The organism is Rubellimicrobium arenae (assembly GCF_017916275.1).
GTDB lineage: Bacteria > Pseudomonadota > Alphaproteobacteria > Rhodobacterales > Rhodobacteraceae > Rubellimicrobium > Rubellimicrobium arenae.
In genome coordinates, this window is record NZ_JAFMST010000001.1 from 486,657 (window position 1) to 511,664 (window position 25,008).

Consider the following 25,008-nt stretch of genomic DNA (forward strand, 5'->3'; position numbering starts at 1 on the left):
GGAGTCGTCTGTCAGTCCTTGGCGCGGTTCATGCGGTTGTTGATCAACTCGTCCACGACCGTCGGATCGGCCAGGGTCGAGGTGTCGCCAAGCGCGCCGAAGTCGTTCTCGGCGATCTTGCGAAGGATGCGGCGCATGATCTTGCCCGACCGGGTCTTGGGAAGTCCCGGAGCCCATTGGATGAGATCGGGCTTGGCAATCGGACCGATCTCCTGCCGGACCCAGTTGCCGAGATCCAGGCGAAGCTGCTCGGTCGGCTCGACGCCCCGCATCAGGGTGACATAGGCGTAGATGCCCTGGCCCTTGATGTCGTGCGGGTAGCCGACGACCGCAGCCTCGGCCACGCATTCATGGGCGACGAGCGCGCTCTCGATCTCGGCGGTGCCCATCCGGTGGCCGGACACGTTGAGCACGTCGTCCACGCGCCCGGTGATCCAGTAGTAGCCGTCCTCGTCGCGACGGCAGCCGTCCCCGGTGAAGTAATAGCCCGGATACTGGGAGAAGTAGGTTTCCTCGAACCGCTTGTGGTCGCCCCAGACGGTCCGCATCTGCCCGGGCCAGGAGTCCGCGATGCAGAGCACGCCCTCGGTCTTGGTGTCCTCCTGAACCTGGCCGGAGGATGCATCGACCACGACCGGCTTGATGCCCCAGAACGGCGTCGTGGCCGAGCCCGGCTTCAGCGGCGTCGCCTTGGGATGCGGGCAGATCAGGTGGCCGCCGGTCTCGGTCTGCCAGTAGGCGTCGATGATGGGCAGCTTTCCCTTGCCGACGTGCTGATGGTACCAGTTCCAGGCCTCGGGATTGATGGGCTCGCCCACCGTGCCCAGAAGCCGGAGCGACGACAGGTCGTGCTTGTCCACCCATTCCGGACCCTGCGCCATCAGCGAGCGGATCGCGGTGGGCGCGCTGTGGAAGTGCGTGACCTTGTGCTTGTCGACGATGTCCCAGAACCGGCCGGCGTCGGGCCAGGTGGGGATCCCTTCGAACATCAGGACGGTCGCGCCGTTCGCCAGCGGGCCGTAGACGATGTAGCTGTGGCCGGTGACCCAGCCCACGTCCGCCGTGCACCACCAGATGTCGCCCGGCTGGTAGTCGAAGCAGACCTCGTGCGTCAGGGACGTGTAGGTGAGGTATCCGCCCGAGGTATGCACCGCGCCCTTCGGCTTTCCGGTCGAGCCGGAGGTATAAAGGATGAAGAGCGGGTCCTCGGCTCCCATCTCGGCGTAGGGGCAGTAGGGCGAGGCCTGCAGCATGGCCTCGGTCAGGTTGATGTCCCGCCCGTTCGTCCAATGCGTCTGTCCGCCGGTCCGCTTGACCACGAGGCACTTCACGTCGTCCCGGCAGTGCAGGAGGGCAGCGTCCGTGTTGCTCTTGAGCGGGGTCGTCTTGCCGCCGCGCGGGGCGAAGTCCGCCGTAATGACGACCTTGGCGCCCGAATCGTTGATCCGGTTCGCCAGCGCGTCGGGCGAGAAGCCCCCGAACACCACCGAATGGACGGCACCGATGCGCGCGCAGGCCAGCATGGCGAACGCAGCCTCGGGGATCATGGGCAGATAGATGACGACCCGGTCGCCCTTGTTCACGCCCTGGTCCTTGAGCACGTTCGCGAGCCGACAGGTTTCCTCGAGCAACTCCCGGTAGGTGATGCGGCGAACGTCGGCCTTGGGGTTGTCCGGCTCCCAGATGATCGCCACGCGATCCCCATCGCGTGCGACATGCCGGTCGATGCAGTTCGCCGACACGTTCAGGGTGCCGTCCTCGAACCACTTGATCGAGACGTTGCCCGGCGCAAAGGACGTGTTCTTGATCTTGGTCGGGCGCTTGATCCAGTCGATCCGTCTGGCCTGCTCGGCCCAGAACCTGTCGGGCTCTGACAGCGATTCCGCGTAGTTGCGGCTGTAGCTCTCGGCCACCGATTGCGCGGACGCGCCCGCGTCCCCAGAAGCCCCACGGCCGTCCCGTAGCTCATGGTCGAGCATCCGTTCCTCCTCCTCGTGCCGGGGCCGTCTGGCGCTCCGGCTCTCCTCTCCGGGCGATGCTGCCCGGCGCTCCATCCCACCCAACCAATACGGGAAGTGCAACCGCCCGTCCTGCAAAGGTTCCGGTGCGCCACACTTTTGTCATGAACTTTACGGAATTGCTGTAACGGCTGTAAACTTCCGTGCTCGGGATGTCGGATTTCACGGCGCTGCGGGCCCTTGCTGATTTACATCCGCGAAACGTAACGACAGGACCCCCCATCGATGTCTGTCTCAACGCCCGTCTCTGGGCGCATGTCGGAAATGTCGCGCCCGGAGTGGACATCCGGGACGACGGGGGCCAGATTGCGCGCCGCAAGACGGAGGTTATCATCATGGCGGACGGCGGAACCATGGGGCCGGCCCAAGGCCGGCACCTGATCGCGGGGGAGTGGGTCGCGGGCGAGGGGACGTTCCGGTCCTCTCCCTGGACAGGCGAAGGACGCGAGTTCTCGGCGGGCAGTCCCGCGCTGGTGGACCGCGCCGTGCAGGCGGCCGAGGAGGCCTTTCCGGCCTATTCCGCGCTGAGCCGCGAGGCACGCGCCCAGTTCCTCGAGCGCATCGCGGACGAGATCGAGGCGCGCGGCGCCGCGATCACCGAGATCGGCCACCTGGAAACCGGCCTGCCCCGGGCGCGGCTCGAGGGCGAGCGGGGCCGCACCATGGGGCAGCTTCGGCTGTTCGCGTCGCACATCCGCGAAGGTGGGTATCTTGATCGCCGGCACGACCGCGCGCTGCCTGATCGCGCGCCGCTGCCCCGCCCGGACCTGCGGCTGATCCAGCGGCCGATCGGTCCGGTTGCGGTGTTCGGCGCCTCCAACTTCCCGCTGGCCTTCTCGGTGGCCGGGGGTGACACGGCCTCGGCGCTGGCGGCGGGCTGCCCGGTGGTGGTCAAGGGCCACTCCGCGCACCCGGGCACGGGCGAGATCGTCGCCGAGGCGGTGCTCGCCGCCATCGAGGCGCTCGACCTGCCGCGCGGCGTCTTCGCCCTGATTCAGGGCGGCGACCGCAAGACGGGCGAGGCGCTGGTGCAGCACCCGTTGATCCGGGCCGTGGGCTTCACCGGCTCGCTGACCGGGGGCCGCGCCTTGTTCGACCTGTGCGCCCGCCGTCCCGAGCCGATCCCCTTCTTCGGCGAGCTGGGCTCCGTCAACCCGATGTTCGTGCTGCCCGAGGCGCTGTCGGCGCGCGGGGGGCAGATCGCGGCGGGCTGGGCGGGTTCGCTCACCATGGGGGCAGGGCAGTTCTGCACCAACCCGGGTATCGCCGTGCTGCTTGATGGGCCGCAGGTCGAGAGCTTTGCTCAGGCCACCGTCACGGCCTTGGCGGCGGTGCAGGCGCAGACCATGCTCACCGACGGCATCGCCTCGGCCTACCGCGAGGGCCGGGCGCGCATCGCCGGCGGGCAGGGCGTGCGCGCGCTGCACGAAACCGAGTCGTCGGGCCGCAACGCCACCCCGTTCCTGTACGAGGTCTCGGGCGAGCACTTCCTGAGCCAGCCTCATCTCGCCCATGAGGTGTTCGGGCCACTGGGCCTCGTGGTGCGCGCGCGAGACCAGGACGAGATCTTGGCTGTGGCCGAAGCCATGGAGGGCCAGCTCACCGTCACGCTCCAGCTCGACGCGGGCGACACGGCGCTGGCGCAGCAGCTCACGCCCGTGCTGGAGCGCAAGGCCGGCCGCCTTCTGGCGAACGGCTTCCCGACCGGGGTCGAGGTGGCCGACGCCATGGTCCACGGCGGACCCTACCCGGCGTCCACCAACTTCGGGGCGACCTCGGTGGGCACGCTGTCCATTCGTCGCTGGCTTCGGCCCGTCTGCTTCCAGAACTGGCCCGAAGAACTCCTGCCCGAAGACCTGAAGGGCCTGTGAGGCCCGTCCGGGGCGCGCGGTCACTCGATCAGTGACCGCGCGCCGGCGCGGGATCGCCGCAAGAGACGCTCCAGCACGGCCACGGCCACAAGGGCGGCCGTGGCATAGGCCGCCAGCCCCAGCGTCGAGAACAGGCCCGCGACCGGCAGGGCGGCGGCGAGCGCGATCAGTCCGATCAGGTGCGAGACCGGCCAGCGGTGGCTGGTCGCGTCCTTGAACAGAAAGTTGCCGGCCAGGAACACCGCAGGCCCGCCCAGGAGCACGAGGGTCGAAGCAAGGCCCGGCGTGTCCTCCGGATGAGCGAGCAGCAGCTTGTCCCCGACGGCCGACAGCACGATGCCCGCCACGATGGGAAGGTGGACATAGGTATAGGCGAAGCGGGCCAGGCGACCGGGGTCGGCCGACCGTTCGATCGCTTCGGTCCCGCGCTTTGCCCCTTCGTCGAAGTAGATCCACCACATCACCAGCGATCCGGCCAGCGCGACGGCGAAGGCCGTCATCGTCACCGCATCCCACTCGAGGGTGGCCATCCTTTGCCCCGTCACGAGCAGGGATTCCCCAAGTCCGATGATGATGAACAACGCGCAGCGTTCAGCGAGGTGCTCTCCCTCGATGTCCCACTCGCTCGCGGGGGAACGTCCATGCCCGGGAACCCAGAAACCCATCCAGGGCACGCCGATGTCAAGCATCAGCGCGACGGTCCAGAGCGCGGATCGCAGGTCGCCGTCCAGAAAGCCGCCGGTGATCCAAAGCACGCCCGAGATCACGAACCAGATCGAGACCCTTTCGAAGGTGGCCCGCTGGCCGTCGTCTTCGTCCTTCAGCGCCCAGACCATGAACACCGAACGGCCAAGCTGCATGGCCACGTAGGTGACGGCGAACAGCAGGCCCAGCCCCTCGTAGGCCAGGGGAATGGAGATGGCGAACGGCAGGCCGACGACCATCAGGGCGAAGATCAGCATCCGAACGAGCGATCGGTCCGGGTCGAGGCGGTTCGTGGCCCAGGACGTGGTGATCCAGAGCCACCAGGTGGCCATGAACAGCACCGATCCCCGGAACACCCCTTCGGCTTCGAGATGGTTCAACAGGTATTGCGATAACTGCGTGACCGCGAACACGAAGACCAGATCGAAGAAGAGTTCGGCGAAGCTGACCCGGGCCGAGTCCTCGTCCTGACGGTCGCGCAGGTAGCTACGATGGCGCTGGGCGGTGTGCTCGGCCATGGATCCCGTTCCGACAAACGCGCTGGTGCGGCGCGTCAGCACATAGCGGGCCTCAGGCAGGCTGGTAGTACCGGATCGTCGGAGGATCACAGGCTGCGCTTCGGTCCCTCTCAAGCGGCATCGTGGCACCTTCCGTGGCCGCCGGACGGCGACCGCGAACCGTGCACGGATCAGCACTTGGCCACGTGCCTGAGGCCCAAGAGATCAAGGTCCTGACCGTCTTACAGAAGCCTCCGTTCGAAAGGTGATTGTCGCAAGACGCGATTGCTGGAACTGCGGCGGGCTCCGGCCTGTCCCGGACGCGGCGGCGATCCTCCACGGTTCTGGACCCGCTCGGGAGAGCGACCAAGGGCGCACCCTCGGCAAGTCATCTGCTTGCTTCGAACGATCGCTGGATCGCGTCGTTGGCGGGACCGGCCTGTGCATCGCGCCGCCGTTGCTGTCCTGTTCGTGGGCCCAAGCTGGGCCTGGCGATTTCCTCAGGCTGGCCAGAAAGTCAGGATCCTTGGAGCCTCTGGGATCAGTAGACTGGAGGCGCAACGACCCAGAGCGCCACAGCTGCTACGGACGAGTCGTTGCGCCAAGCATAATCCTGTCCCGCGAATTGGAAGCTGTCTCCAGCGTCCAGCATGAACTCCCGCTCGCCGACCCTCAGATGGAGGCGTCCCTCGATCAGCACGCCGCCATGTTCCGCCCCTCGGGGCGAAACCGGACCGTCGCTGCTGGCGCCCGGCGCGAACACGGTCCGGATCATCTCGAACCCCCCGTTGAGGTTCGGCGAGAGCAACTCCTCGACCAGCCCGCTTTCCGTCGTGCCGATGGGCATCCGGTCGGCGGCGCGCTGGATCAGCCCCCGCTCGGCTTCGTCCCGGCCGGCAGAGCGGAAGAAGAAGCTGATGCTGATCCCGAACTGCTCGGCCAGGAGACCCAGGTCGCGGACCGACGGGGTGCTCTGACCGCGCTCGATCTGGCTGAGCCAGCCGACCGACCGCCCGACCGCCGCAGCCACCTCGCGAAGCGTCAGATCGCGGGCCTGCCGAAGTGCGCGAAGGTCGTGCCCGATCTGTCGTGACATGACTGTTCTGTCCCTCCGATCTCATTATAGCGGCCTGTTCAGGAATCAGAAGCATCAAGCTCTCCCAGCGTGAAGCATTCAGATAGTCATCCGTCTAGGTGAAAATCATGGTTGATTTTTCACGAGGGTCCATTGATGCTGCCTGCCAGTCTGCCACCTGATCACAGAGGATCCGTCATGGTTACGCTGCCGCGAGCCGCCCGCGTCGTCATCGTCGGAGGCGGCATCTCGGGCTGCTCGGTGGCGTATCACCTGGCCAAACTCGGCTGGACGGACATCGTTCTCCTGGAGCGCAAGAAGCTCACGTCAGGGACGACCTGGCACGCGGCGGGCCTGATCGGACAGCTGCGCGCCAGCCAGAACATGACGCGGCTCGCGAAGTACTCGGCGGACCTTTACACGCGGTTGGAGGCCGAGACGGGGCTCGCCACCGGCTTTCGGCAATGCGGGTCGATCACCACGGCCCTGACCCGGGAGCGCCGGGAGGAGATCTTCCGGCAGGCCAGCATGGCGCGGGCCTTTGGCGTGGAGGTGCGCGAACTGTCGCCCTCCGAAGTCGGCGACCTTTACCCGCATCTCAACCTCGACGGCGTCGTCGCGGGTGTCCACCTGCCCGGGGACGGTCAGGCCGACCCCGCCAACATCGCTCTCGCGCTCGCCAAGGGCGCGCGTGCGGGCGGGGCGTTGATCGCCGAGGGCGTGAAGGTCACGGCCGTGAGGCAGGCCGGCGGGCGCGTGACCGGCGTCGATTGGGAGCGGGGCGAGGAGACGGGCCACATCGCCGCCGATCTCGTGGTGAACTGCGGTGGCATGTGGGGCCGCGACCTGGCCGCCCGGAACGGGGTGACCCTGCCTCTCCACGCCTGCGAGCACTTCTACATCGTCACCGAGGCGATCGAGGGGCTGACGGAGCTGCCCGTGCTGCGCGTTCCCGACGAATGCGCCTACTACAAGACCGACGCGGGCAAGATGCTGCTGGGCGCGTTCGAGCCAGTGGCCAAGCCCTGGGGAATGGAGGGCATCCCCGAAAGCTTCGAGTTCGACCAGCTCCCCGAGGATGTCGACCACTTCGAGCCGATCCTCGAGATGGGGATCCATCGCATGCCGATGCTGTCCAAGGCGGGAATCCACACCTTCTTCAACGGCCCCGAGAGCTTCACGCCCGATGACCGCTATTACCTGGGGGAGGCGCCCGAGCTGCGCGGCTACTGGGTCGCGGCGGGCTACAACTCGATCGGCATCGTGTCCTCCGGCGGCGCGGGCATGGCGCTGGCCCAATGGATGCATGACGGGGAGCCGCCCTTCGACCTTTGGGAGGTGGATATCCGCCGCGCCCAGCCGTTCCAGAAGAACCGCCGCTATCTGCGGGAACGGGTGACCGAGACTCTCGGGCTGCTCTACGCCGATCACTTCCCATACCGCCAGCCGGCGACTGCCCGCGGCGTGCGCCGCTCGCCCCTGCACGAGCATCTGAAGATGCGGGGGGCCGTCTTCGGTGAAACCGCCGGATGGGAGCGGGCCAACTGGTTCGCCCGTCCGGGGCAGGAACGTGAGTACCGCTACAGCTGGAGCCGCCAAAACTGGTTCGACAACCAACGCGAAGAGCACATGGCGCTGCGGACCGGCGTCGGTCTTCTCGACATGTCCTCCTTCGGCAAGATCCGCGTGGACGGGCCTGACGCCCTCGGCTTCCTGCAGCGGCTCTGCGCCAACTGGATGGACGTGGATGCCGGGCGGCTCGTCTACACGCAGATGCTGAACGAGCGGGGCGGCATCGAGAGCGATCTGACCGTCACCCGGTTGTCGGAGACATCTTTCTTCCTCGTGGTCCCCGGGGCCACGCTGCAACGAGACCTCGCCTGGCTGCGCCGGCACGTCGGTGATGATGTGGTGACGATCCTCGACGTCACCGCTGGAGAAGCCGTGCTGCCGCTCATGGGCCCGAAGGCGCGCGAGGTTCTGGCCCTCGTGTCGCCCAACGACTTCTCGAACGAGGCCTTCCCCTTCGGGACCGCGCAGGAGATCGAGATCGGAATGGGCCTCGCCCGCGCGCACCGCGTGACCTATGTGGGCGAGCTCGGCTGGGAACTCTATGTCTCGGCCGATCAGGCGGCTCATGTGTGGGAGGCGCTGATCGAGGCGGGCGAGCCCCTGGGTCTAAGGCTCTGCGGCCTGCACGCGATGGATTCGTGCCGCATCGAGAAGGCCTACCGGCATTGGGGCCATGACATCACCGACGAGGACCACGTGCTTGAGGCGGGCCTGGGGTTCACGGTCAAGACCGCGAAAGGCGACTTCCTGGGGCGCGAGGCGGTCCTGCGCAAGCGCGAGGCAGGCCTGGCGCGCCGCCTCATGCAGTTTCGCCTCAAGGACCCGGAGCCGCTCCTCTTCCATAACGAGCCGATCCTGCGCGACAACCGCATCGTGGGCCAGCTGTCCTCGGGCAACTACGGGCACGCGCTGGGCGCAGCCGTTGGCTTGGGCTACGTTCCCTGTCGTGCGCAAGGCGAAGCTGCGGATGAGATGCTGTCGTCCAGCTACGCCATCGAGGTCGCCGGGCGGGTCTACGACGCCGAGGCCAGCCTTTCCCCGATGTACGACCCGACCTCCCAGCGGGTGAAGGCATGACCGAAGTGGCCGCTCGCACGATAGGCTGCAGGACCCCCGCAGCCTCGTCCTACTCGCAAGTCGGCCTAGCGGCGCGTCCACGGTCGGGGTGATCGACGGCCCAGCGTTCCTGAACTCTGGAGGGCCGGCTAAGCCCCAAGAAGAGTGGAGGGTCCGCTGCAAAGCTTCTGCGATCAAGGAGTTGCAGGGAAGCTCCGATCCCTTCTCTGCTCGCAAGGCGGGTCTTGCAGACGGGCGGACGCACACGAGAAAGGAATGCCATCCCTGGAAAGCGCGATGCACGCCACTGGATTGCCAGAGCCTGGGTCCAAGCTGAAGCGCGAGGCTCGCGCTATGCCGCAGCGGGTGCGATAATTCACGCACAATGCCGGGTCCGTCATGCAAGTCAGAGGCATAAGAATGACGGATCCTTGCGTTGGGCATGGCCAGTGCCCAGGCAACAGGTTTTCTGTCGACCGATTTCTGGTCGACGTCGCACCAATGCGCCTTTCGAGGCGGCAGAATGAACGTTCCCTTGTTGGGCGCGAGACGTAAAGATGATTTAAGTCAGTCGCTGCACCGCCGACTGGTTGTTCGTCATGCAATCGACGCGTGAATTTCCAAGGTGATCTTCGGAATTGCGCCGATGTGCTACATGGCTTGCACCCATTCTACCCGTACTCTCTGCTGCGCACATGTCCAAGGCACAGATGTGAACGGACGTTTTCCTCACAGCAGGATAAGGGCTCTCTGGCCTGACTTGGAAGCGAGGCACAACTGTATAGGGGACCGCCGAAAAGGACAGGCACCCCGAAGCCACTGAAGGTCGGGTCCGCTCCTGCTACGCTCTGCGCCTGTAGGGCACCGAAGGATGGACCTTGATCCCGACCTGCGATGAGATGTTCGGTTGCGGAGGCCAACCGCGGATCGGCGCCTCCTCGGGTCATGAAACCGCCAGCAGCCAAGGTAACAGCCCTGCCAGAACGGGGCTGATGCACGCCAGGATCAGTTCATGATCGCCCCTTTCTCTGGTCAGCGAGGTCGAACCAGAGGCCGCAGCGGCGGACCCATGCGAAGCTACGTGCCGCGGCCGGCAATCTCGACAGCAGCCTAGAAGTAATAAAGAGATCCCCTAAGGTCATCGAGATTCTTCACGCCGGCCACGGTGAGAACGTCGCCGTCTCCGAAATCGAACAGCGCGTTCCCGGACACGATCTTGGCATGGTCGAGCAGTTCTTCCTCGGTCAGTGCTCTTTCATCATAGACTGCGTCTTCGAACACGATCTGATCCTGCCCGACCTTGAAATCGGCCGCCCGGTCGTGTCCGCCGTTGTAGATGAAGGCATCCGAGTCACCACCACCGTAAAGGACGTCGTCCCCCAGCCAGCCGTAAAGTTCGTCCATTCCTTCGCCGCCTCGCAAGGTGTTGTCCGAGGCGTTTCCTTCGATATAGTTGTTCAGGCGGTTCCCCGTCCCTGAGATCGCGCCGGCGCCGTCCGCCAGGAACAATTCCTCGACATTGGCGGGCAGGGCGAAGGTGACGCGGGTCACGACGAAGTCGTAGCCCCCCACCAAATCCTCGATCACGCGATCTCCGTGGTTGTCCACCATGAAAAGATCGTCGCCCACGCCGCCTTCCATTCGGTCGGCCCCCCGGCCGCCATCTAGGGTGTCATTGCCGGCGTTGCCCTCAAGTCGATCCGCGCCACCAAGCCCGAACAGATTGTTGGCCTTGTTGGTGCCCACCAGCCGGTTCGCGTCCTCGTTGCCGGTGCCGTCCAGGGCGGATGCCGAGCGCAGGACCAGTTCCTCGAGGTTGTCGGGCAAGACGTAGCTGACGACGGAGTCGATCCGGTCCCAGCCGTCGCCCGGCTGCTCCTTGACCCGGTCACCTGCTGAGTTGACCTTGAACACGTCATCGCCGTCGCCGCCCGACATCAGATCGTCGCCAACGCCACCGTCGAGCCAGTCGTTGCCAGTGCCGCCGTGCAGGACATCTCGGCCGTCGTCGCCCTCAAGGCGATCATGGCCGGCGCGTCCCGCCAAGGTGTTGTCCAGCTTGTTGCCGAGAAGTTCGTTGTCCGCTTCATTGCCGGTCCCTTCCACCGCCTTGGGACCCACGAGGACGAGCGTCTCCACGTTCTTGGCGAGTCGCAGGTTGACGGTGGAATGAACTTCGTCGTGTCCGCTCCGAGCGTTCTCGATGATCGTGTCAAGCCCATCGGTGTAGTAGATATCCGCCCCCGTCCCGCCTTCGAGGCGATCGACTCCCTCTCCTCCCCACAGATAATCCGCCCTGGCGCCTCCCAGAAGAGTATCGTCGCCGCGTCCGCCATAAAGGCTATCGTCCCCACCCCGTCCATCCAGGGTGTCGTTCCCGTTTTCGCCGTACTCGGTGTCGTACCAGCCGGACCCGGTGATCACATTGGCTCGATGATTGCCATGGCCCACCTTATTTAGGATCGCTCCCTTGAGGATAATGTTCTCAAGGTTGCTGAGTCCTCGGAGATCGACATTTGCTGCCGTGACGGTATCAATTCCGCCGCCGGCCTTCTCACGAATGTTAGCCCCAGCCTTGAACTGCCAATTGGTAAAGTAATAGGTGTCGTTGCCCGAGCCACCGTTCATCGACGTTCGGCTCAGGCCGGACAGGTGGTCGTCTCCGTCTCCCCCGTACAGTTTGCCTTCGGTGCTATACAGTACGTCGTTCCCGAGACCTCCGTATGCCGTGGGGCCAATCAGCCGGTCGTTGCCAGCGCCCCCTTGGAGAATCGAGCCCTGCCCGGATACGAGCGTGTCGTCGCCCTCGCCCCCGACCAGGGTTGCCGTGCCCTGAACCACGACATTGTCGTTTCCCTGACCGGCGTCGACGAAGCCGGCTTGGCCGCTGTCCTGCGTCTCGGGCATATACGTGCGGACGATGTCTGCGCCATCGCCGCAGACGATATGGGTCCTCTTTCCTTGAGTGTCTCCCATGATCACGTCCCCGCCGTCCATTCCCAAGATGCTGGCGGACATGGGAAAGCCGATGGACATGCTCACGGTCGCAGTGGCGGTTGTTCCGTCGGGCGACGTCACGGTGAACGAAAACGAATCCAGTCCAACATAGCCAAACTGCCAGCGATACTTGAAATATCCGGACGGTCCGATCGACAGGAGGCCATGTTCGACCGTGCCGCCCGGTGTCTTGGAAAATATACCGCCAGAGCCAGCCAGATGGCCCTCAACCGACCAGCCGGAAAACTGGGGACCCAGGATCACCAGTCCAGGTACGGCAACCGGCACGACCGCGTCCTGTGTTGTTGCGATCATGATGACGTTCTCCCGGCTGGCAGTTCCCACGGCCTTGGGGAACCGGGCCAGCAGATCACGGGGACGTGAGCAATGCCACTCGTTGCGCGAGCTTTGGCTGGAGACATTACCGCAGGCCTGTTCGGGCCCAGGAGACAATCGCTGCTCGAAAGGGCCAGAGCCATCCGTCAGCCCTGTAAGACCCGACCAGGGTCAATTCGCGTGCCAGCCTACCAGGGCTTCCTTCCAGCCAGACGAGGGATGGCTGGGGCCCGATTCAATGCGTTGGGCCCGGACCGGACGGGGTTCGTGGCTGGGCGGAGCGTCGGCTCCGACTGCTGGCCGTTCCTCGCCAGGTTCGGCGGCATGTTGGTCGACAGGAGGGAATCAGGGAACTCTGCAGCGAGGTCCATCGGGCAACGTGGCCCTGAGTTGGATGACGCTATCGCCGCACGCATCCGGGCCGGCAGGCTCACTTGCTGACCGGCCAAGTGAGATCGGCCGTCAAATTTTGGCGTCGGGCCGCCAAGCCATGAGGATCGTCGGAACGCGCCCCGACCACCGCATGGCATGGCTCTCCATAGCGTGGGTCCGAGCGGCCGACGGTGGCGCGACGGATCCGTGTTCTTCGGTGTGCGCCCGTGGACCAGCGACGGTGCCGGTGGAGTCCGGGACGACAGGATCGGCCACGCGTCCCCTGAAAGCAGACAAGGCGAGGCACGGAGACGACCGGATCAGTTGGCCGGGCCCACGATGCTTGACGCGATCTTGGTGCCCCGGACCCGTCGCGAGCGCGCCGGGCGTGGCGACAGGACTATCCGACACCGATCGATTGAGCTTCGGTCGCCTCGATTGTCATGCGACTGGTTTCCGCGGCCCGAACGTCCTCGCCTTGTTCGGCACAAACGTCGATTAACATCCGGGGGCGGCCCTGCCCGGTAAGTCTTGGGTGCTTCTCCTGCCAGGGCCTGATTCCCAGGACAGCGGAAGACGGGATCGAGCCGGCGTCGAGCCATGCCAGCCCGCTGATGGACCGAAGCGAGCCCGCTGTTACGGATGCCTAGCTCAGGCGATCCTTGGTTGCCGATGAGAATGGCGGCTCGACATCTCCGCATGACTGTCCAGCCGTCTCCCGCACGGAGGAGCCCGGCGAGGTGGTAGGCCGGGAGGGACTCGAACCCCCAACCAAAGCGTTATGAGCGCTCGGCTCTAACCATTGAGCTACCGGCCCGCCTGTTTCTCCCGTCGCAGAGGGGGCGCGTCCCGTCAAGCACCTCTGGCCCCTTGCTCACGCTTGGGCTAACGGGTGCACGTCGCAGAAGGGGGAACGGGCATGAGCGGGCTGACCTACGCGCAGGCGGGCGTGGACATCGATGCGGGCAACGCGCTCGTGGAGCGGATCAAGCCGTTCGCCCGCCGGACCGAAAGGCCGGGAACGATGGCCGGCCTCGGCGGGTTCGGCGCGCTGTTCGACCTCAAGGCGGCAGGCTACTCGGACCCGATCCTGGTCGCCGCCACGGACGGCGTCGGCACCAAGCTGCGGATCGCCATCGAGACGGGGCATCTGGACGGCGTGGGCATCGACCTCGTGGCGATGTGCGTGAACGATCTCGTCTGCCAGGGCGCCGAGCCTCTTCTGTTCCTGGACTACTTCGCGACCGGCAAGCTCGAGGTGGCGGAGGCCGCAAGGGTCATCGCCGGGATCGCCGCCGGTTGCGAGCAGAGCGGCTGCGCGCTTGTCGGCGGCGAAACGGCCGAGATGCCGGGCATGTATCACGGGGGGGACTTCGACCTCGCCGGCTTTGCCGTTGGCGCCATGGAGCGCGGGACCGACCTGCCGCAAGGCGTCGTGGCGGGGGACGTCCTGCTGGGCCTGGCCTCGGACGGGGTCCATTCCAACGGGTTCTCGCTCGTGCGGCGGGTGGCCGAGGTGGCGGGACTGTCCTGGAGTGATCGCGCCCCCTTTGCGGACGGTTCATTGGGCGAGGCGCTGCTTACGCCGACACGGCTTTACGTGAAGCCTGTCCTGTCGGCGATCCGCGCTGGCGGGGTCCATGCCCTGGCTCACATCACCGGCGGGGGCCTGACCGAAAACCTGCCGCGCGTGCTGCCAGAGGGACTTGGCGCCGAGATCGACCTGGGCGCCTGGACGCTGCCGCCCGTCTTCGCCTGGATGCGCCAGGCGGGTGGCATCGCCGAAGCCGAGATGCTCAAGACCTTCAACTCGGGCATCGGGATGGTGGCCGTGGTCGCAGCGGACCGGGCCGAAGCCCTGGCTGCGCAACTTCGCGAGGCGGGGGAGACGGTGACCCGTCTGGGCGCCGTGACCGAAGGGCAGGGCGTGTCCTATCGGGGCAATCTCGCGTGACGCATCGCCGGGTCGCCATCCTTATCTCGGGCGGCGGCTCGAACATGGTGGCGCTCCTGCGCTCCATGCACGGCGACCATCCGGCGACGCCCGTGCTTGTCCTGTCCAACGATCCGGGCGCGGGCGGCCTTGTCCGTGCGCGTGAACTCGGCGTGGCTACTGCCGTCGTCGACCATCGGCCTTTTGCCGGTGATCGGGCGGCGTTCGAAGATTCGCTCCAGGCGGCCCTGGCGCCCCATGCGCCCGACCTGATCTGCCTGGCCGGGTTCATGCGGATCCTGACGCCCGGGTTCGTCGGACGCTGGAAAGGACGGATGCTGAACATCCACCCCTCGCTCCTCCCGCTCTATCCTGGCCTCCACACCCATGCCCGCGCCCTCGCCAATGGCGACCGGGAACATGGCTGCACCGTCCACGAGGTGACGGACGAACTGGACCACGGCCCCATTCTCGGGCAGGCGCGCGTGCCCATCGAGCCGGGCGACACGCCCGACATCCTGGCGGCGCGGGTGCTGGTCAAGGAGCATCTGCTCTACCCTGCGGTGCTGCGGCGCTACGCCATGGGGGACCGGACACCCGTCCTCTTGCCCTGACGGGCTTTTCAACGCTGCGTCAATCAGCTAAGTCGCAAGTCCATGCAGATCATCACCACGACCGAGGCTTTGGCCGCCTTCTGCGAACGCGCGGCCCAGCATCCCTTCGTTACCGTCGACACCGAGTTCCTGCGCGAGCGGACCTATTACTCCAAGCTGTGCCTGCTCCAGATCGCTTATCCCGGCGACTCCGAGGACGCGGCCGCCATCGTCGACCCCCTCGCGGGAGGGGAGCTGAGCCTCGCTCCTCTGTACGACCTGTTCCGGAACCCCGACGTGGTGAAGGTCTTCCACGCGGCGCGGCAGGACCTCGAGATCTTCTTCGTCGATGCCGGGGTCATTCCCGCGCCGCTCTTCGACACGCAGGTCGCGGCCATGGTCTGCGGCTTTGGCGACCAGGTGAGCTACGAGACCTTGGTCCGCAAGATCGCCAAGGCCGAGGTGGACAAGTCCTCCCGCTTCACCGACTGGTCGCACCGGCCCCTGTCCGAGGCGCAGCTCCGCTACGCCCTGGCCGACGTCACCTATCTCCGGACCGTGTATGTGCATCTGTCGGAACGGCTGAAGCGCACCGGCCGGGAGCATTGGGTCGGTGAGGAGATGGCAGTCCTCATGGATCCGGCCACCTACCGGACCGACCCGGCCAAGGCTTGGGAGCGGGTCAAGACCCGCCCGGGGTCGAGCAAGATGATGGCCGCCCTTGTCGAGTTGGCGCGCTTCCGCGAGGAGTATGCGCAGGGCAAGGACGTGCCGCGCAGCCGCGTTTTCAAGGACGACGCCTTGATCGAGCTCGCCACGACGCGTCCGCTGAGCGAGGCCGACCTGTCCAAGTCCCGTCTTCTTCTCCGCGAAGGGCGGAGGGGGGACATCGCCGAAGGGATCCTCGCGTCCGTGAAGCGGGCGGCGGCCTACAGGCCCGAGGACGTTCCGCGCCTGAACGATTCGCGTGAACAGCTCCAGGTCAACCCGGCCCTGGCGGACCTGCTGCGCGTGCTGCTCAAGGCCAAGTCCGAAGGCGAGGGTGTGGCGGCACGGTTGATCGCCTCCTCGGCGGACCTGGACGCCATCGCGGCGGGCGAGCGGGATCTGCCCGCGCTCAAGGGCTGGCGGCGCGAAGTCTTCGGAGAGGAGGCGATCCGCCTCTGTGAGGGCAAGGTGGCCCTGGCGGCGAAGGGCCAGAACGTCGTGACCGTGCGCCTCTAGACTCCGGCGGAAGGGCACCTTACCTCCCCGTCGACAGCAGGAGACGCCCATGGCCACCCCCGCCTTCGAAGACATCGCGGAGACGTTCGAGTTCCTGGGCGACTGGGAGGATCGCTACCGCGAGGTGATCGACCTGGGGAAGGCCATGGCGCCGATGCCCGAGGCGCTCAAGGTGCCCGCCACCAAGGTCAGTGGCTGCGCCTCGCAGGTCTGGATCCACCCGGAAATGTCCGGCGGCCGGTTCGACTTCCAGGGCGACAGCGACGCGACGATCGTCCGGGGTCTGATCGCGATCCTCAAGGCCCTCTACTCCGGCCTTCCCCTGGCCGAGGTCGGGAAGGTCGATGCCCAGGCCGAACTGGCGCGGCTGGGGCTGGACAGCCACCTGTCGGCGCAGCGATCCAATGGCCTCCGCGCCATGATCCGCCGGATCCAGGACGCCGCACGCGAGGCGGCCTGACCAGGCTGGCCGGGCGACCGGCACGTCGGGCGGTCTAAAGCCGTCCGAGAGCCGTCGCGAGGTCCCCGTAGCCGGTGAAGCGCCGTTCGAACGCGAGCCCGAGCCGATCCGCGCAGTGGCGGGCCTTCGCGGTCAGGTCCGGGTTGTCCGTCTGGGCCTGGTACACCAGCGTCTCGTAGTTGCCGAAGTACATGTCCCGCAGTTCTGGATGCCGGTCGAGGCCAAGGGGCCGCCAGACGAAGGCATCGAACTGCCGCACGAGGAAGTCGGTCAGGTAGAAGGCCGTGAACTCGTCCCGAGCCGCGAAGGTCTCGTTCCCCTCGAAGAAGCTGTAGCAGTGCGGGCCTTCGACCATCGACACGCCCAAACGATCGCAGGCGGCGCGGAGCAGTCCGCCGGTCCCGCAGTCGGCATAGACCACAAAGATACTGTCGTAGCTCCCCCGCGCCTGGGTCACCGCAGCCTCAATGGCGGGCACGATCCGGTCAGGGGAGTTGTGCAGGATCGCGGGAAGGCACTGGAGGTCGAGATGGCTCCAGCCGTTCGCCTCCCTCAGCGCAAGGATCTCGCGGGCCAGTGCCCCGCAGGCGATGAGCAGGACGCGGCCACGCCCCTCCGGGGCGAGGCCTTCGTCCGTCAGTCCCGCATCAGTGGGCGGGAGCTTGGTTGTGCTTGCGTCCGACAAGAGTCTTCGCGGTCTCCACGGCGACGGCCGCATCGCGGCAATAAGCATCGGCCCCGATGGCACGACCGAACTCCTCGTTCAGGGGTGCGCCGCCGACCAGGACGATATAGTCATCCCGGATGCCTTTTTCCTTCATCGTGTCGATCACGACCTTCATGTAGGGCATGGTCGTGGTCAGCAGGGCCGACATGCCGAGGATGTCCGGCTTCTCGGCCTCCAGCGCGTCGAGGTACTTCTCGACGGCATTGTTGATGCCGAGGTCCACGACCTCGAAGCCCGCGCCTTCCATCATCATCGACACGAGGTTCTTGCCGATGTCGTGGATGTCGCCCTTCACCGTGCCGATCACCATCTTGCCCACGCGCGGCGCACCCGTCTCGGCGAGAAGGGGCTTCAGGATCGCCATGCCGCCCTTCATGGCGTTGGCGGCGAGCAGCACCTCGGGAACGAAGAGGATGCCGTCCCGGAAGTCGGCGCCGACGATGGTCATGCCGCCCACGAGGGCCTTGGTCAGGATGTCGTAGGGCGTCCAACCGCGTTCGAGGAGGATGTTCACGCCTTCCTCGATCTCGTCCTTGAGACCGTCGTACAGGTCGTCGAACATCTGCGCGACGAGTTCCTCGTCGTCGAGTTCGGACAGGATGATCTCGTCGTCGGCCATGTCGGCTCCTCGTCTAATCTGTTGCGGACTGTGTGCGCCCGGGGCGTTCGCCGGTCGCAGCGGATTCCGACACCGCCTGCCCCGCAACCGACCAAAGGGCAAGAGCTTATCCGCGACTCGGCTTGCCATGTTCCCCTTATGTTCTAGACTTGCCTCCATGCCCGACGATGCGCCCTCCGTCCCAGCCCACCAGCGCCCCGGCCGCGCCGCCGCCAGCAATGCCTCGGGGAGGTTCGAACCTCATGAGCGCGTGAAGTTCGATGACGGCTGGCCCGTGGAGGAGGAGCTTCCGCCCTTTCGAACACAGGTCACCGAGGAGCGGCCGCGCAAGGTCATCAGCGCCAACACGTCCCCCGACATCCCGTTCGAGCGGTCGCTGAACCCTTACCGGGGTTGCGAACATGGCTGCATCTACTGCTTTGCACGCCCGACCCACGCCTATCTTGGATTGTCGCCGGGTCTGGACTTCGAGACGAACCTCATCGCCAAGCCCCTTGCGCCGGCGGTCCTGGCGCGGGAGCTGCGGGGCAGGGGCTATGTGCCCAAGGTTCTTGCCCTCGGCACCAGCACCGATCCATATCAGCCGATCGAGCGGGATCGCCGGATCACCCGCGGCCTGATCGAGGTGCTGGCCGAGCATGGCCATCCCGTCACCATCACAACGAAGGGCACGCTGATCGAACGTGACATCGACCTTCTTGCCCCCATGGCAGCCCGTGGTCTGGCGACGGTGGGGATGTCGGTGACGACTCTGGATCCAGCGGTTGCGCGCGCGATGGAGCCACGCTGCCCATCACCCGCCCGGCGCCTGGCCACCATCCGGCGGTTGTCCGAGGCCGGGATCCCGGTGCGCGTGCAGGTCTCGCCGGTCGTGCCTGCCCTGACCGACCATGAGCTGGAGTCGATCCTTGCACAGGCCGCGCAGGCCGGAGCGCGGGCGGCCAGCATGATCGCCCTGCGTCTCCCGCGTGAGGTGGCCGGGCTGTTCCGGGAATGGCTGGCGGAACGCTTCCCCGACCGCGCCGCGCGGGTCATGAACCGGGTCCGGGACCTGCATGGCGGTCAGGACTACGATCCGGAGTGGGGCACGCGCATGACCGGGCAGGGGGAATGGGCACGGCTTCTGTCCGCCCGTTTCGAACTGGCCTGTCGCAGGCTGGGCTACGGTCCGCTCCCGCCCCTGCGGACCGATCTCTTCCGGGTGCCCCAAGGGCCCGGCGCTCAGCTTTCGCTGTTCTGAGGACGCGTGACCGCGAGCCGCACCAGATCCGGCAACGCCTCGACGGGGAGAACGAAGCAGACGTCCGACCAGCCCTTGGACACGGGAATGGAGGATTCGAACAGAAGCTCGGTTCCGTCGTCGCTCAGGCGCGTGGTGACGTTGGCTTCCACCTTGCCATAACGGCGGCGAGTGTGGCCCTTGCGGAGGACCCGTTGGCCTTCCAACTGCATCTTGCAACTCCTTGTCTGGAACAAGAAGTAGATGGGGATCGGAGAGGCAAAATGTAAGTCCCGCCAGCAGTTTGGCGGGACTTTCTATGGCGTCGCTTAAGGATTGGTCCGTGACCTCGCCGGCGGATCAGCCGCGGCTCCGACGACTCCCCCGACGGGCCGTCGGCTCGTCCTCGCCCGTCCCGTCGGAGGCCGACGAGAAGCCCCCAAGCCGGTCGGCGATCACGTCCAGGGTGGGGCGGTCCCCACGCGGACGGGTTTCCAGCGCGTCGCGCATCTGACGCAAGTGATCGGGGCGGGTGCCGCAGCAGCCGCCGATGATCGTCGCGCCGGCGTCGCGGGCCAGGACCGCGTATTCGGCCATCAGCTCGGGCGTGCCGTCGTAATGGATGTGGCCCTCGTGGTACCGCGGGATCCCGGCGTTGCCCTTCGCGATGATCGGGCGCTCCGGTCCGGCGGCGGAAAAGCCGAGCACCGTCCGCAGGAGGTCGGACGCGCCGACGCCGCAGTTCGCGCCGAAGGCGATCGGCGGATTCGGCAGCTTGGCGACCATCTTGACCATTTCGGCCGAGGTCAGGCCCATCATCGTCCGGCCTGCGGTGTCGAAGCTCATCGTGCCGCACCAAGGCATCCCCGCCAGGGCAAACCCCTCGGCGGCGGCCTTGAACTCCTCGGCGGCGCTGATCGTTTCGACCCAGAGGACATCGACGCCCCCATCCTTCAGACCTTCGGCCTGTTCGTGGAACATGGCCACGGCGGATTCATGGGTGAGCGTGCCCATGGGCGCCATGATCTCTCCGGTCGGGCCGACCGAACCCGCGACCACGACGGGCCTGCCGGCCGCATCGGCCACCTCGCGGCCGATCTCGGCGGCGACACGGTTCAACTCCCGCACACGCCCTTCGGCCCCGTGCAGCTTGAGCCGAGATGCGTTGCCGCCGAAGCTGTTGGTGAGGAACAGGTCGCTTCCCGCGTCGACCCAGCCCTGGTAGAGGCGCTTGATGCGGTCGGGATGCTCCAGGTTCCACATCTCGGGCGCGTCCCCGGCGGTCAGGCCCATGTTGAACAGGTTGGTTCCCGTGGCGCCATCGGTCAGAAGCCAATCGCGGGTTTCAAGCAGGCGGGACAGAGCATCAGTCATTCGTCAGTCTTTCCAGAATGCGGGCCGCGTTGCGTAGGCCGGGCATTGCACGGGCCGGACCTCGGTTCAAACCCAAATCGGTCGATGCCATCCCGCGGTTCCCAAGGGCCGCGCGCGGACCCTCGGCGGGGCCGCGCTGCTGCCCGGGACCTGCGGGCCGGCGGTCAGCCGACCTCGTTCATGATCTGCGCCTTGGCCTCGGCCAGAAGGCTGCGCATCTGCGCCCGGATCGTGGTGTCGTCGGCGTGGCTGCCCAGGTCCGCGCGGATCTTGCGGAAGACGTCCTCCTCGCCGGATTCCTGGAAGTCGGACTTGATGACCTCGCGGGCGTAGGCATCCGCATCCGCCCCGGACTTGCCGAGCAGTCCGGCGGCCCAGAGTCCGAGAAGCTTGTTCCGGCGAGCCTCGGCCCGGAACTGCATCTCGGCGTCGTGGGCGAACTTGGCCTCGAAGGCGTGCTCGCGGTCATCGAAGGTCGTCATCGGCGTTCCCCTGTTTCGGGCGGGCGCCGCGCCCGCCTGTGCCATGGGATCGATATGACCGTGGGGTGACTTGCCCGCAAGGGGGCCTTGCCGTATGAGGCCCCCAACCTCACACGAGCGGGTCCCCCGGGCCCGGGGAGCCCCTATGGCACGTCGCAAGAAGATCTACGAAGGCAAGGCGAAGATCCTCTACGAAGGGCCGGAGCCGGGCACCATCGTACAGTACTTCAAGGATGACGCCACGGCCGGCAACGGCGCCAAGAAGGAAGTCTTCGAGGGCAAGGGCGTCCTGAACAACCGCCTGTCCGAATTCTTCATGACGGGCCTTCAGCAGATCGGCGTGCCCACCCACTTCATCCGCCGCCTCAACATGCGCGAGCAGCTTGTCCGGCAGGTCGAGATCATCCCGCTCGAGGTCATCGTCCGGAACTTCGCCGCTGGCTCCATGGCCAAGCGCCTGGGCCTCGACGAGGGGGCCCAGCTGCCCCGGCCGATCGTCGAGTTCTGCTACAAGGACGACCGCCTGGGCGACCCTCTCGTGCCCGAGGAGTACGTCATCGCGTTCGGCTGGGCGTCCCAGCAGGATCTGGACGACATCGTGGCGCTGGCGCTGCGGGTGAACGACTTCCTGTCGGGCGTCATGCACGGTGTCGGCATCAAGCTCGTCGACTTCAAGATCGAGATCGGCCGCATCTGGGACGGCGACTACCCCCGACTGGTCGTCGCCGACGAGATCAGCCCCGATTCCTGCCGGTTGTGGGATATCGAGACCGGTCGCAAGCTGGACAAGGACGTGTTCCGCAGGGACCTCGGTTCGCTGACCGACGCCTATACCGAGGTGGCGCGGCGCCTGGGCGTGCTGCCCTCGAACGTGACCCACCGTCCCAAGCCTACGCTCATCAACTGAAAGCGCTCGACATGAAGGCCACCGTCACCGTGATGCTCAAGAACGGCGTGCTCGATCCCCAGGGCGAGGCTGTGCGCCGGGCGCTCGGCTCTCTGGGCTTCGAGGGTGTCGAGGGCGTTCGCCAGGGCAAGGTGATCGAACTCGACCTGTCGAGCCTGGATCGTGCCGCTGCGGAAACCGAGGTGCGGGCGATGTGCGAAAAGCTCCTCGCCAACACCGTCATCGAAAGCTACCGGATCGAGATCGCCTGATCCGGCCAGCAGCCTCCCTGGCGAAGGCCCGGGGAGGCGGCCGATGGTTGAGCGGGGCTCGCCGGGCCGCGTGGGTTGCGCGGGTGGTGACGCCACGCGGCACGCAGCCGCAGTCGAAGCGCATCCGCTGGCTTCAAGGGCCGACGCGGAACGCGATGGAGTGCGGCCAGCCTTGCTCAGGGTTGACGCGCCCCCGTGCGCGGGTGTTAAGGGCCACGCCAGCCCTGAGAAGGAGTCGCCATGAAAGCCGCAGTTGTCGTCTTTCCGGGTTCGAACTGCGACCGTGATCTTGCCGTCGCCCTGCGTAACGCCGGCGCGGACGTCACCATGGCCTGGCACAAGGACGCGGCGTTGCCGGCTGGCACGGATCTCGTTGCCGTGCCGGGCGGGTTCTCCTTCGGGGATTATCTCCGCTGCGGCGCCATCGCGGCCCAGTCCCCGATCGGGGCGGCCGTCCAGGCCCATGCCCGTCGCGGCGGCTACGTGCTCGGTGTGTGCAACGGCTTCCAGGTGCTGACCGAGATGGGGCTGCTGCCTGGGGCACTGATGCGGAACGCCGGCCTCAAGTTCATCTGCCGGACCGCGGCGCTGCGCGTCGCCACCTCCGACAGCGCCTTCACCGGCAGCTTCGAACAGGGTCAGCTGGTCCGCTTTCCCGTGGCGCACCACGACGGCAACTACTTCGCCGACCCCGAGACGCTCGCCCGCCTTCGCGGCGAGGATCGTATCGCGTTCACCTATGCCGATCCCCTCAACGGCTCGGTCGAGGATATCGCGGGGGTGCTGTCGTCGAACCGGCGTGTCCTAGGCCTTATGCCGCATCCCGAGCGGGCGGCGGATCCCGGCCATGGCGGGACCGACGGGCAGGCGCTTTTCCGCGGGGTTGTGGAGCAGTTCGCGGTCGTCTGACCGCGGTTCCTTGAGGGCGGTCCTCACCCGGCGTAAGCCACCGCCATGAGCATCGCCCGCGATATACCCGTGTCCCGATCCACCCGGTCCTGGTGGCCGCGCATCGCGCTGGCCCTGTTCTGCCTGGCTGCGATCGCGATCATCTGGATCACCAACCAGGTCCTCACCCAGCGTTTCACCGAAACGACGCGCAACCGCGCGGAGGTGCGGTACACGCTCTACGTGGGTCAGCTCGTCTCCGAGCTGCAGCGGAACTCGATCGTGCCGCAGCTTCTGGGGCGGGATCCCGAGCTGATCAACGCGCTCCAGATGCAGGATTTCTCGCGCACCACGCAGCGGCTCCTGAGCCTTGTGGACGAGATCGGCGCGGCGTCGATCATGCTTTACGACCGGGACGGGCGGGTGGTCGCGGCCACCGAACGGACGCGCCTTGGCGAGAACCATCGGACGGCTCCCTACTTCACCAACGCACTCCGCTCCAGGTCCACCGTGTTCACGGCGCTTGAGGGACCGACCGGAGCCTATGCCTTCCTCTATTCGCGGGCCGTGGACGACGGCGGGGATCCTCTGGGCGTCATTTCGGTCGAGGTGGACCTTGCCCGGCTCGAACAGAACTGGGCAGGCACGCAGGATGCCGTCATGGTCGTGGACAGCACCGGCCGGGTGATCCTCGCCACCGAGCGGCGCTGGCGCGGGCTGAGCGAGACCGACGCGCTGGAGCTCACGTCGGCGCCCACATCCATCGAACGGGCGCTCCGGGCGACTCAGGATTGGACCACGCTGCCCGTCGACGCCTACGTGAGCGGAGAGGCGGTGATGCGGCGCGAGCTCCGCATCCCGTTCCAGGGCTGGCGGCTCGTCGGCTTCACCGCCTACGCCAGCGTCCGGGAGCGCGTGAACGGCGTCCTCGCCCTGGAGATCATGGGGTTCGCGATCCTGCTGGCCCTGGCGTTCTGGCTGTCGTCCCGCAAGACGGCCTCGCGCCTCGTGTCGACGCAGCGCGAGTCCGCCGAGCTCCGTCTCCTCAACGCGCGCCTGAGCCGGGAGATCGCCGAGCGCGAGCGGATGGAGAAGACGCTCCAGGTCGCGGAGCAGACGCTCGCCCAGTCGTCCAAGCTGGCCGTGCTGGGCGAGATGTCGGCCGCCGTCAGCCATGAGCTGAACCAGCCTCTGGCCGCGATGAAGACCTATTTGGCGGGCGCGCGGCTCCTGATCCAGCGCAAGCGCCCCGAGGAGGCGCTGGCCTCGTTCCAGCGGATCGACGATCTGATCGACCGGATGGGCGCGATCACGCGCCAGCTCAAATCCTACGCGCGAAAGGGCTCGGACGCCTTCGAGCCGTTCGACGTCCGCGACGCCGTCTCCTCGGCGCTGGCCATGATGGAGCCGCAGCTCAAATCCCGGCGCATCGCGATCACCCGGACCATGCCGGACGGACCGGCCCGCGTGATGGGCGACCGGCTGAGGCTGGAGCAGGTCATCATCAACCTTCTTCGCAACGCACTCGACGCCACACGGGGGGCAAAAGACCCTGCGGTCGACCTCCTTTTGGCCGCTGGACAGACCGTAAGTTTAACAGTCCGCGACAATGGGCCTGGAATCGAAGATCTAGACGCGCTCTTCGAGCCTTTCTATACGACTAAACAGCCTGGCGACGGGGTTGGCCTGGGGCTCGCCATTTCGTCCGGCATCGTGAACGACCTGGGCGGGCGGCTGACCGCACGGAATGGGGCCGATGGGGGCGCGGTGTTCGAGGTGGTCCTCCCCGCGCTGGACACGACGGCGGCCGCCGCTGAATAGGAAGGACGGGG

At 66.7% G+C, this 25,008-nt stretch carries 20 protein-coding genes and 1 tRNA gene; 11 read left to right on the forward strand and 10 right to left on the reverse strand.

Annotation, left to right across the window (positions count from 1 at the left end):
- Window positions 1–11: 11 nt before the first annotated feature.
- The gene (gene acs / locus J3P31_RS02350; RefSeq protein WP_210526772.1) at window positions 12–1,979 is read right to left on the reverse strand and encodes an acetate--CoA ligase; all 1,968 of its coding nucleotides are present in this window, start codon (window positions 1,977–1,979) and stop codon (window positions 12–14) included.
- A gap of 374 nt (window positions 1,980–2,353) precedes the next feature.
- On the opposite strand from acs, the gene J3P31_RS02355 reads away from it, so the two are divergent.
- Window positions 2,354–3,889 carry an aldehyde dehydrogenase (NADP(+)) gene (locus J3P31_RS02355; RefSeq protein ID WP_210526773.1) on the forward strand — a complete coding sequence of 512 codons (1,536 nt, stop codon included), beginning with the start codon at window positions 2,354–2,356 and terminating at the stop codon, window positions 3,887–3,889.
- Between the two features lie 20 nt (window positions 3,890–3,909).
- On the opposite strand, the gene J3P31_RS02360 is transcribed toward J3P31_RS02355, so the two are convergent.
- Window positions 3,910–5,112, reverse strand: a complete 1,203-nt coding sequence (locus J3P31_RS02360; protein ID WP_210526774.1) for a low temperature requirement protein A — start codon at window positions 5,110–5,112, stop codon at window positions 3,910–3,912.
- Between the two features lie 520 nt (window positions 5,113–5,632).
- The gene (locus tag J3P31_RS02365) at window positions 5,633–6,187 is read right to left on the reverse strand and encodes a helix-turn-helix domain-containing protein (protein WP_210526775.1); all 555 of its coding nucleotides are present in this window, start codon (window positions 6,185–6,187) and stop codon (window positions 5,633–5,635) included.
- Window positions 6,188–6,364: 177 nt separating this feature from the next.
- Between J3P31_RS02365 and J3P31_RS02370 the strand changes: the two genes are divergently transcribed.
- The gene (locus tag J3P31_RS02370) at window positions 6,365–8,815 is read left to right on the forward strand and encodes a GcvT family protein (protein WP_210526776.1); all 2,451 of its coding nucleotides are present in this window, start codon (window positions 6,365–6,367) and stop codon (window positions 8,813–8,815) included.
- Between the two features lie 1,089 nt (window positions 8,816–9,904).
- On the opposite strand, the gene J3P31_RS02375 is transcribed toward J3P31_RS02370, so the two are convergent.
- Together J3P31_RS02375 and J3P31_RS02380 are read right to left on the reverse strand one after the other, a co-directional pair.
- Window positions 9,905–12,106 carry a calcium-binding protein gene (locus tag J3P31_RS02375; RefSeq protein ID WP_210526777.1) on the reverse strand — a complete coding sequence of 734 codons (2,202 nt, stop codon included), beginning with the start codon at window positions 12,104–12,106 and terminating at the stop codon, window positions 9,905–9,907.
- 1,134 nt (window positions 12,107–13,240) lie between these two features.
- Window positions 13,241–13,316: transfer RNA gene (locus J3P31_RS02380), tRNA-Ile, on the reverse strand.
- A 102-nt stretch (window positions 13,317–13,418) separates the two neighbouring features.
- On the opposite strand from J3P31_RS02380, the gene purM reads away from it, so the two are divergent.
- From purM to J3P31_RS02400, 4 genes are read left to right on the forward strand one after another with little or no spacing between them, the layout of a single operon-like run.
- A complete protein-coding gene (purM, locus tag J3P31_RS02385; protein WP_210526778.1) occupies window positions 13,419–14,453 on the forward strand; it encodes a phosphoribosylformylglycinamidine cyclo-ligase in 1,035 nt (344 codons plus the stop codon).
- A complete protein-coding gene (purN, locus tag J3P31_RS02390; protein WP_210526779.1) occupies window positions 14,450–15,046 on the forward strand; it encodes a phosphoribosylglycinamide formyltransferase in 597 nt (198 codons plus the stop codon). The genes purM and purN overlap by 4 nt, the downstream gene beginning before the upstream one ends.
- Window positions 15,047–15,088: 42 nt before the next feature.
- The gene (gene rnd, locus J3P31_RS02395) at window positions 15,089–16,249 is read left to right on the forward strand and encodes a ribonuclease D (protein WP_210526780.1); all 1,161 of its coding nucleotides are present in this window, start codon (window positions 15,089–15,091) and stop codon (window positions 16,247–16,249) included.
- A gap of 49 nt (window positions 16,250–16,298) precedes the next feature.
- On the forward strand, window positions 16,299–16,709 hold the full coding sequence (locus J3P31_RS02400) for a SufE family protein (RefSeq protein ID WP_210526781.1): 411 nt from the start codon (window positions 16,299–16,301) through the stop codon (window positions 16,707–16,709).
- Window positions 16,710–16,743: 34 nt separating this feature from the next.
- On the opposite strand, the gene J3P31_RS02405 is transcribed toward J3P31_RS02400, so the two are convergent.
- Window positions 16,744–17,394, reverse strand: coding sequence for a DUF1638 domain-containing protein (locus J3P31_RS02405; protein ID WP_246849184.1), 651 nt, complete (start codon window positions 17,392–17,394; stop codon window positions 16,744–16,746).
- Entirely contained in the window at window positions 17,357–18,055 is a 699-nt protein-coding gene (locus J3P31_RS02410) for a corrinoid protein (RefSeq protein WP_210526783.1), read from the reverse strand. The genes J3P31_RS02405 and J3P31_RS02410 overlap by 38 nt, the downstream gene beginning before the upstream one ends.
- A gap of 157 nt (window positions 18,056–18,212) precedes the next feature.
- On the opposite strand from J3P31_RS02410, the gene J3P31_RS02415 reads away from it, so the two are divergent.
- Window positions 18,213–19,295, forward strand: a complete 1,083-nt coding sequence (locus J3P31_RS02415; protein WP_246849183.1) for a PA0069 family radical SAM protein — start codon at window positions 18,213–18,215, stop codon at window positions 19,293–19,295.
- Here J3P31_RS02415 and J3P31_RS02420 read toward each other — a convergent pair.
- The 3 genes from J3P31_RS02420 to J3P31_RS02430 all read right to left on the reverse strand — a co-directional run bounded on the left by J3P31_RS02420 (window position 19,277) and on the right by J3P31_RS02430 (window position 21,130).
- Window positions 19,277–19,507 (reverse strand): hypothetical protein, encoded by a 231-nt coding sequence (locus J3P31_RS02420; RefSeq protein WP_210526785.1) that lies wholly within the window; start codon window positions 19,505–19,507, stop codon window positions 19,277–19,279. The two genes, J3P31_RS02415 and J3P31_RS02420, sit on opposite strands and share 19 nt — an antisense overlap.
- Before the next feature lie 127 nt (window positions 19,508–19,634).
- Window positions 19,635–20,648: a betaine--homocysteine S-methyltransferase gene (gene bmt / locus J3P31_RS02425; RefSeq protein ID WP_210526786.1), complete on the reverse strand. Its 1,014-nt coding sequence runs from the start codon at window positions 20,646–20,648 to the stop codon at window positions 19,635–19,637.
- A gap of 164 nt (window positions 20,649–20,812) precedes the next feature.
- Window positions 20,813–21,130: a DUF1476 domain-containing protein gene (locus J3P31_RS02430; protein ID WP_210526787.1), complete on the reverse strand. Its 318-nt coding sequence runs from the start codon at window positions 21,128–21,130 to the stop codon at window positions 20,813–20,815.
- A gap of 145 nt (window positions 21,131–21,275) precedes the next feature.
- On the opposite strand from J3P31_RS02430, the gene purC reads away from it, so the two are divergent.
- The 4 genes from purC (at window position 21,276) to J3P31_RS02450 (ending at window position 24,997) form a co-directional block, all read left to right on the forward strand.
- A complete protein-coding gene (gene purC / locus J3P31_RS02435) occupies window positions 21,276–22,037 on the forward strand; it encodes a phosphoribosylaminoimidazolesuccinocarboxamide synthase (RefSeq protein ID WP_210526788.1) in 762 nt (253 codons plus the stop codon).
- 11 nt (window positions 22,038–22,048) lie between these two features.
- A complete protein-coding gene (gene purS, locus J3P31_RS02440; RefSeq protein WP_210526789.1) occupies window positions 22,049–22,288 on the forward strand; it encodes a phosphoribosylformylglycinamidine synthase subunit PurS in 240 nt (79 codons plus the stop codon).
- 240 nt (window positions 22,289–22,528) lie between these two features.
- Entirely contained in the window at window positions 22,529–23,197 is a 669-nt protein-coding gene (gene purQ, locus J3P31_RS02445; protein WP_210526790.1) for a phosphoribosylformylglycinamidine synthase subunit PurQ, read from the forward strand.
- 45 nt (window positions 23,198–23,242) lie between these two features.
- Window positions 23,243–24,997 carry a sensor histidine kinase gene (locus J3P31_RS02450; protein ID WP_210526791.1) on the forward strand — a complete coding sequence of 585 codons (1,755 nt, stop codon included), beginning with the start codon at window positions 23,243–23,245 and terminating at the stop codon, window positions 24,995–24,997.
- Window positions 24,998–25,008 lie beyond the last annotated feature (11 nt).

Bases quoted from the DNA above. Each gene is read 5' to 3' on its own strand.
- purQ (WP_210526790.1), top strand. From the start codon at position 22,529: ATGAAAGCCGCAGTTGTCGTCTTTCCGGGTTCGAACTGCGACCGTGAT.
- purS (WP_210526789.1), top strand. From the start codon at position 22,049: ATGAAGGCCACCGTCACCGTGATGCTCAAGAACGGCGTGCTCGATCCC.
- rnd (WP_210526780.1), top strand. From the start codon at position 15,089: ATGCAGATCATCACCACGACCGAGGCTTTGGCCGCCTTCTGCGAACGC.
- J3P31_RS02370 (WP_210526776.1), top strand. From the start codon at position 6,365: ATGGTTACGCTGCCGCGAGCCGCCCGCGTCGTCATCGTCGGAGGCGGC.
- J3P31_RS02410 (WP_210526783.1), bottom strand. From the start codon at position 18,055: ATGGCCGACGACGAGATCATCCTGTCCGAACTCGACGACGAGGAACTC.
- J3P31_RS02355 (WP_210526773.1), top strand. From the start codon at position 2,354: ATGGCGGACGGCGGAACCATGGGGCCGGCCCAAGGCCGGCACCTGATC.
- J3P31_RS02420 (WP_210526785.1), bottom strand. From the start codon at position 19,507: ATGCAGTTGGAAGGCCAACGGGTCCTCCGCAAGGGCCACACTCGCCGC.
- J3P31_RS02415 (WP_246849183.1), top strand. From the start codon at position 18,213: ATGCCCGACGATGCGCCCTCCGTCCCAGCCCACCAGCGCCCCGGCCGC.
- J3P31_RS02400 (WP_210526781.1), top strand. From the start codon at position 16,299: ATGGCCACCCCCGCCTTCGAAGACATCGCGGAGACGTTCGAGTTCCTG.
- acs (WP_210526772.1), bottom strand. From the start codon at position 1,979: ATGCTCGACCATGAGCTACGGGACGGCCGTGGGGCTTCTGGGGACGCG.
- purC (WP_210526788.1), top strand. From the start codon at position 21,276: ATGGCACGTCGCAAGAAGATCTACGAAGGCAAGGCGAAGATCCTCTAC.
- J3P31_RS02375 (WP_210526777.1), bottom strand. From the start codon at position 12,106: ATGATCGCAACAACACAGGACGCGGTCGTGCCGGTTGCCGTACCTGGA.
- J3P31_RS02365 (WP_210526775.1), bottom strand. From the start codon at position 6,187: ATGTCACGACAGATCGGGCACGACCTTCGCGCACTTCGGCAGGCCCGC.
- J3P31_RS02360 (WP_210526774.1), bottom strand. From the start codon at position 5,112: ATGGCCGAGCACACCGCCCAGCGCCATCGTAGCTACCTGCGCGACCGT.
- purM (WP_210526778.1), top strand. From the start codon at position 13,419: ATGAGCGGGCTGACCTACGCGCAGGCGGGCGTGGACATCGATGCGGGC.
- J3P31_RS02430 (WP_210526787.1), bottom strand. From the start codon at position 21,130: ATGACGACCTTCGATGACCGCGAGCACGCCTTCGAGGCCAAGTTCGCC.
- bmt (WP_210526786.1), bottom strand. From the start codon at position 20,648: ATGACTGATGCTCTGTCCCGCCTGCTTGAAACCCGCGATTGGCTTCTG.
- J3P31_RS02450 (WP_210526791.1), top strand. From the start codon at position 23,243: ATGAGCATCGCCCGCGATATACCCGTGTCCCGATCCACCCGGTCCTGG.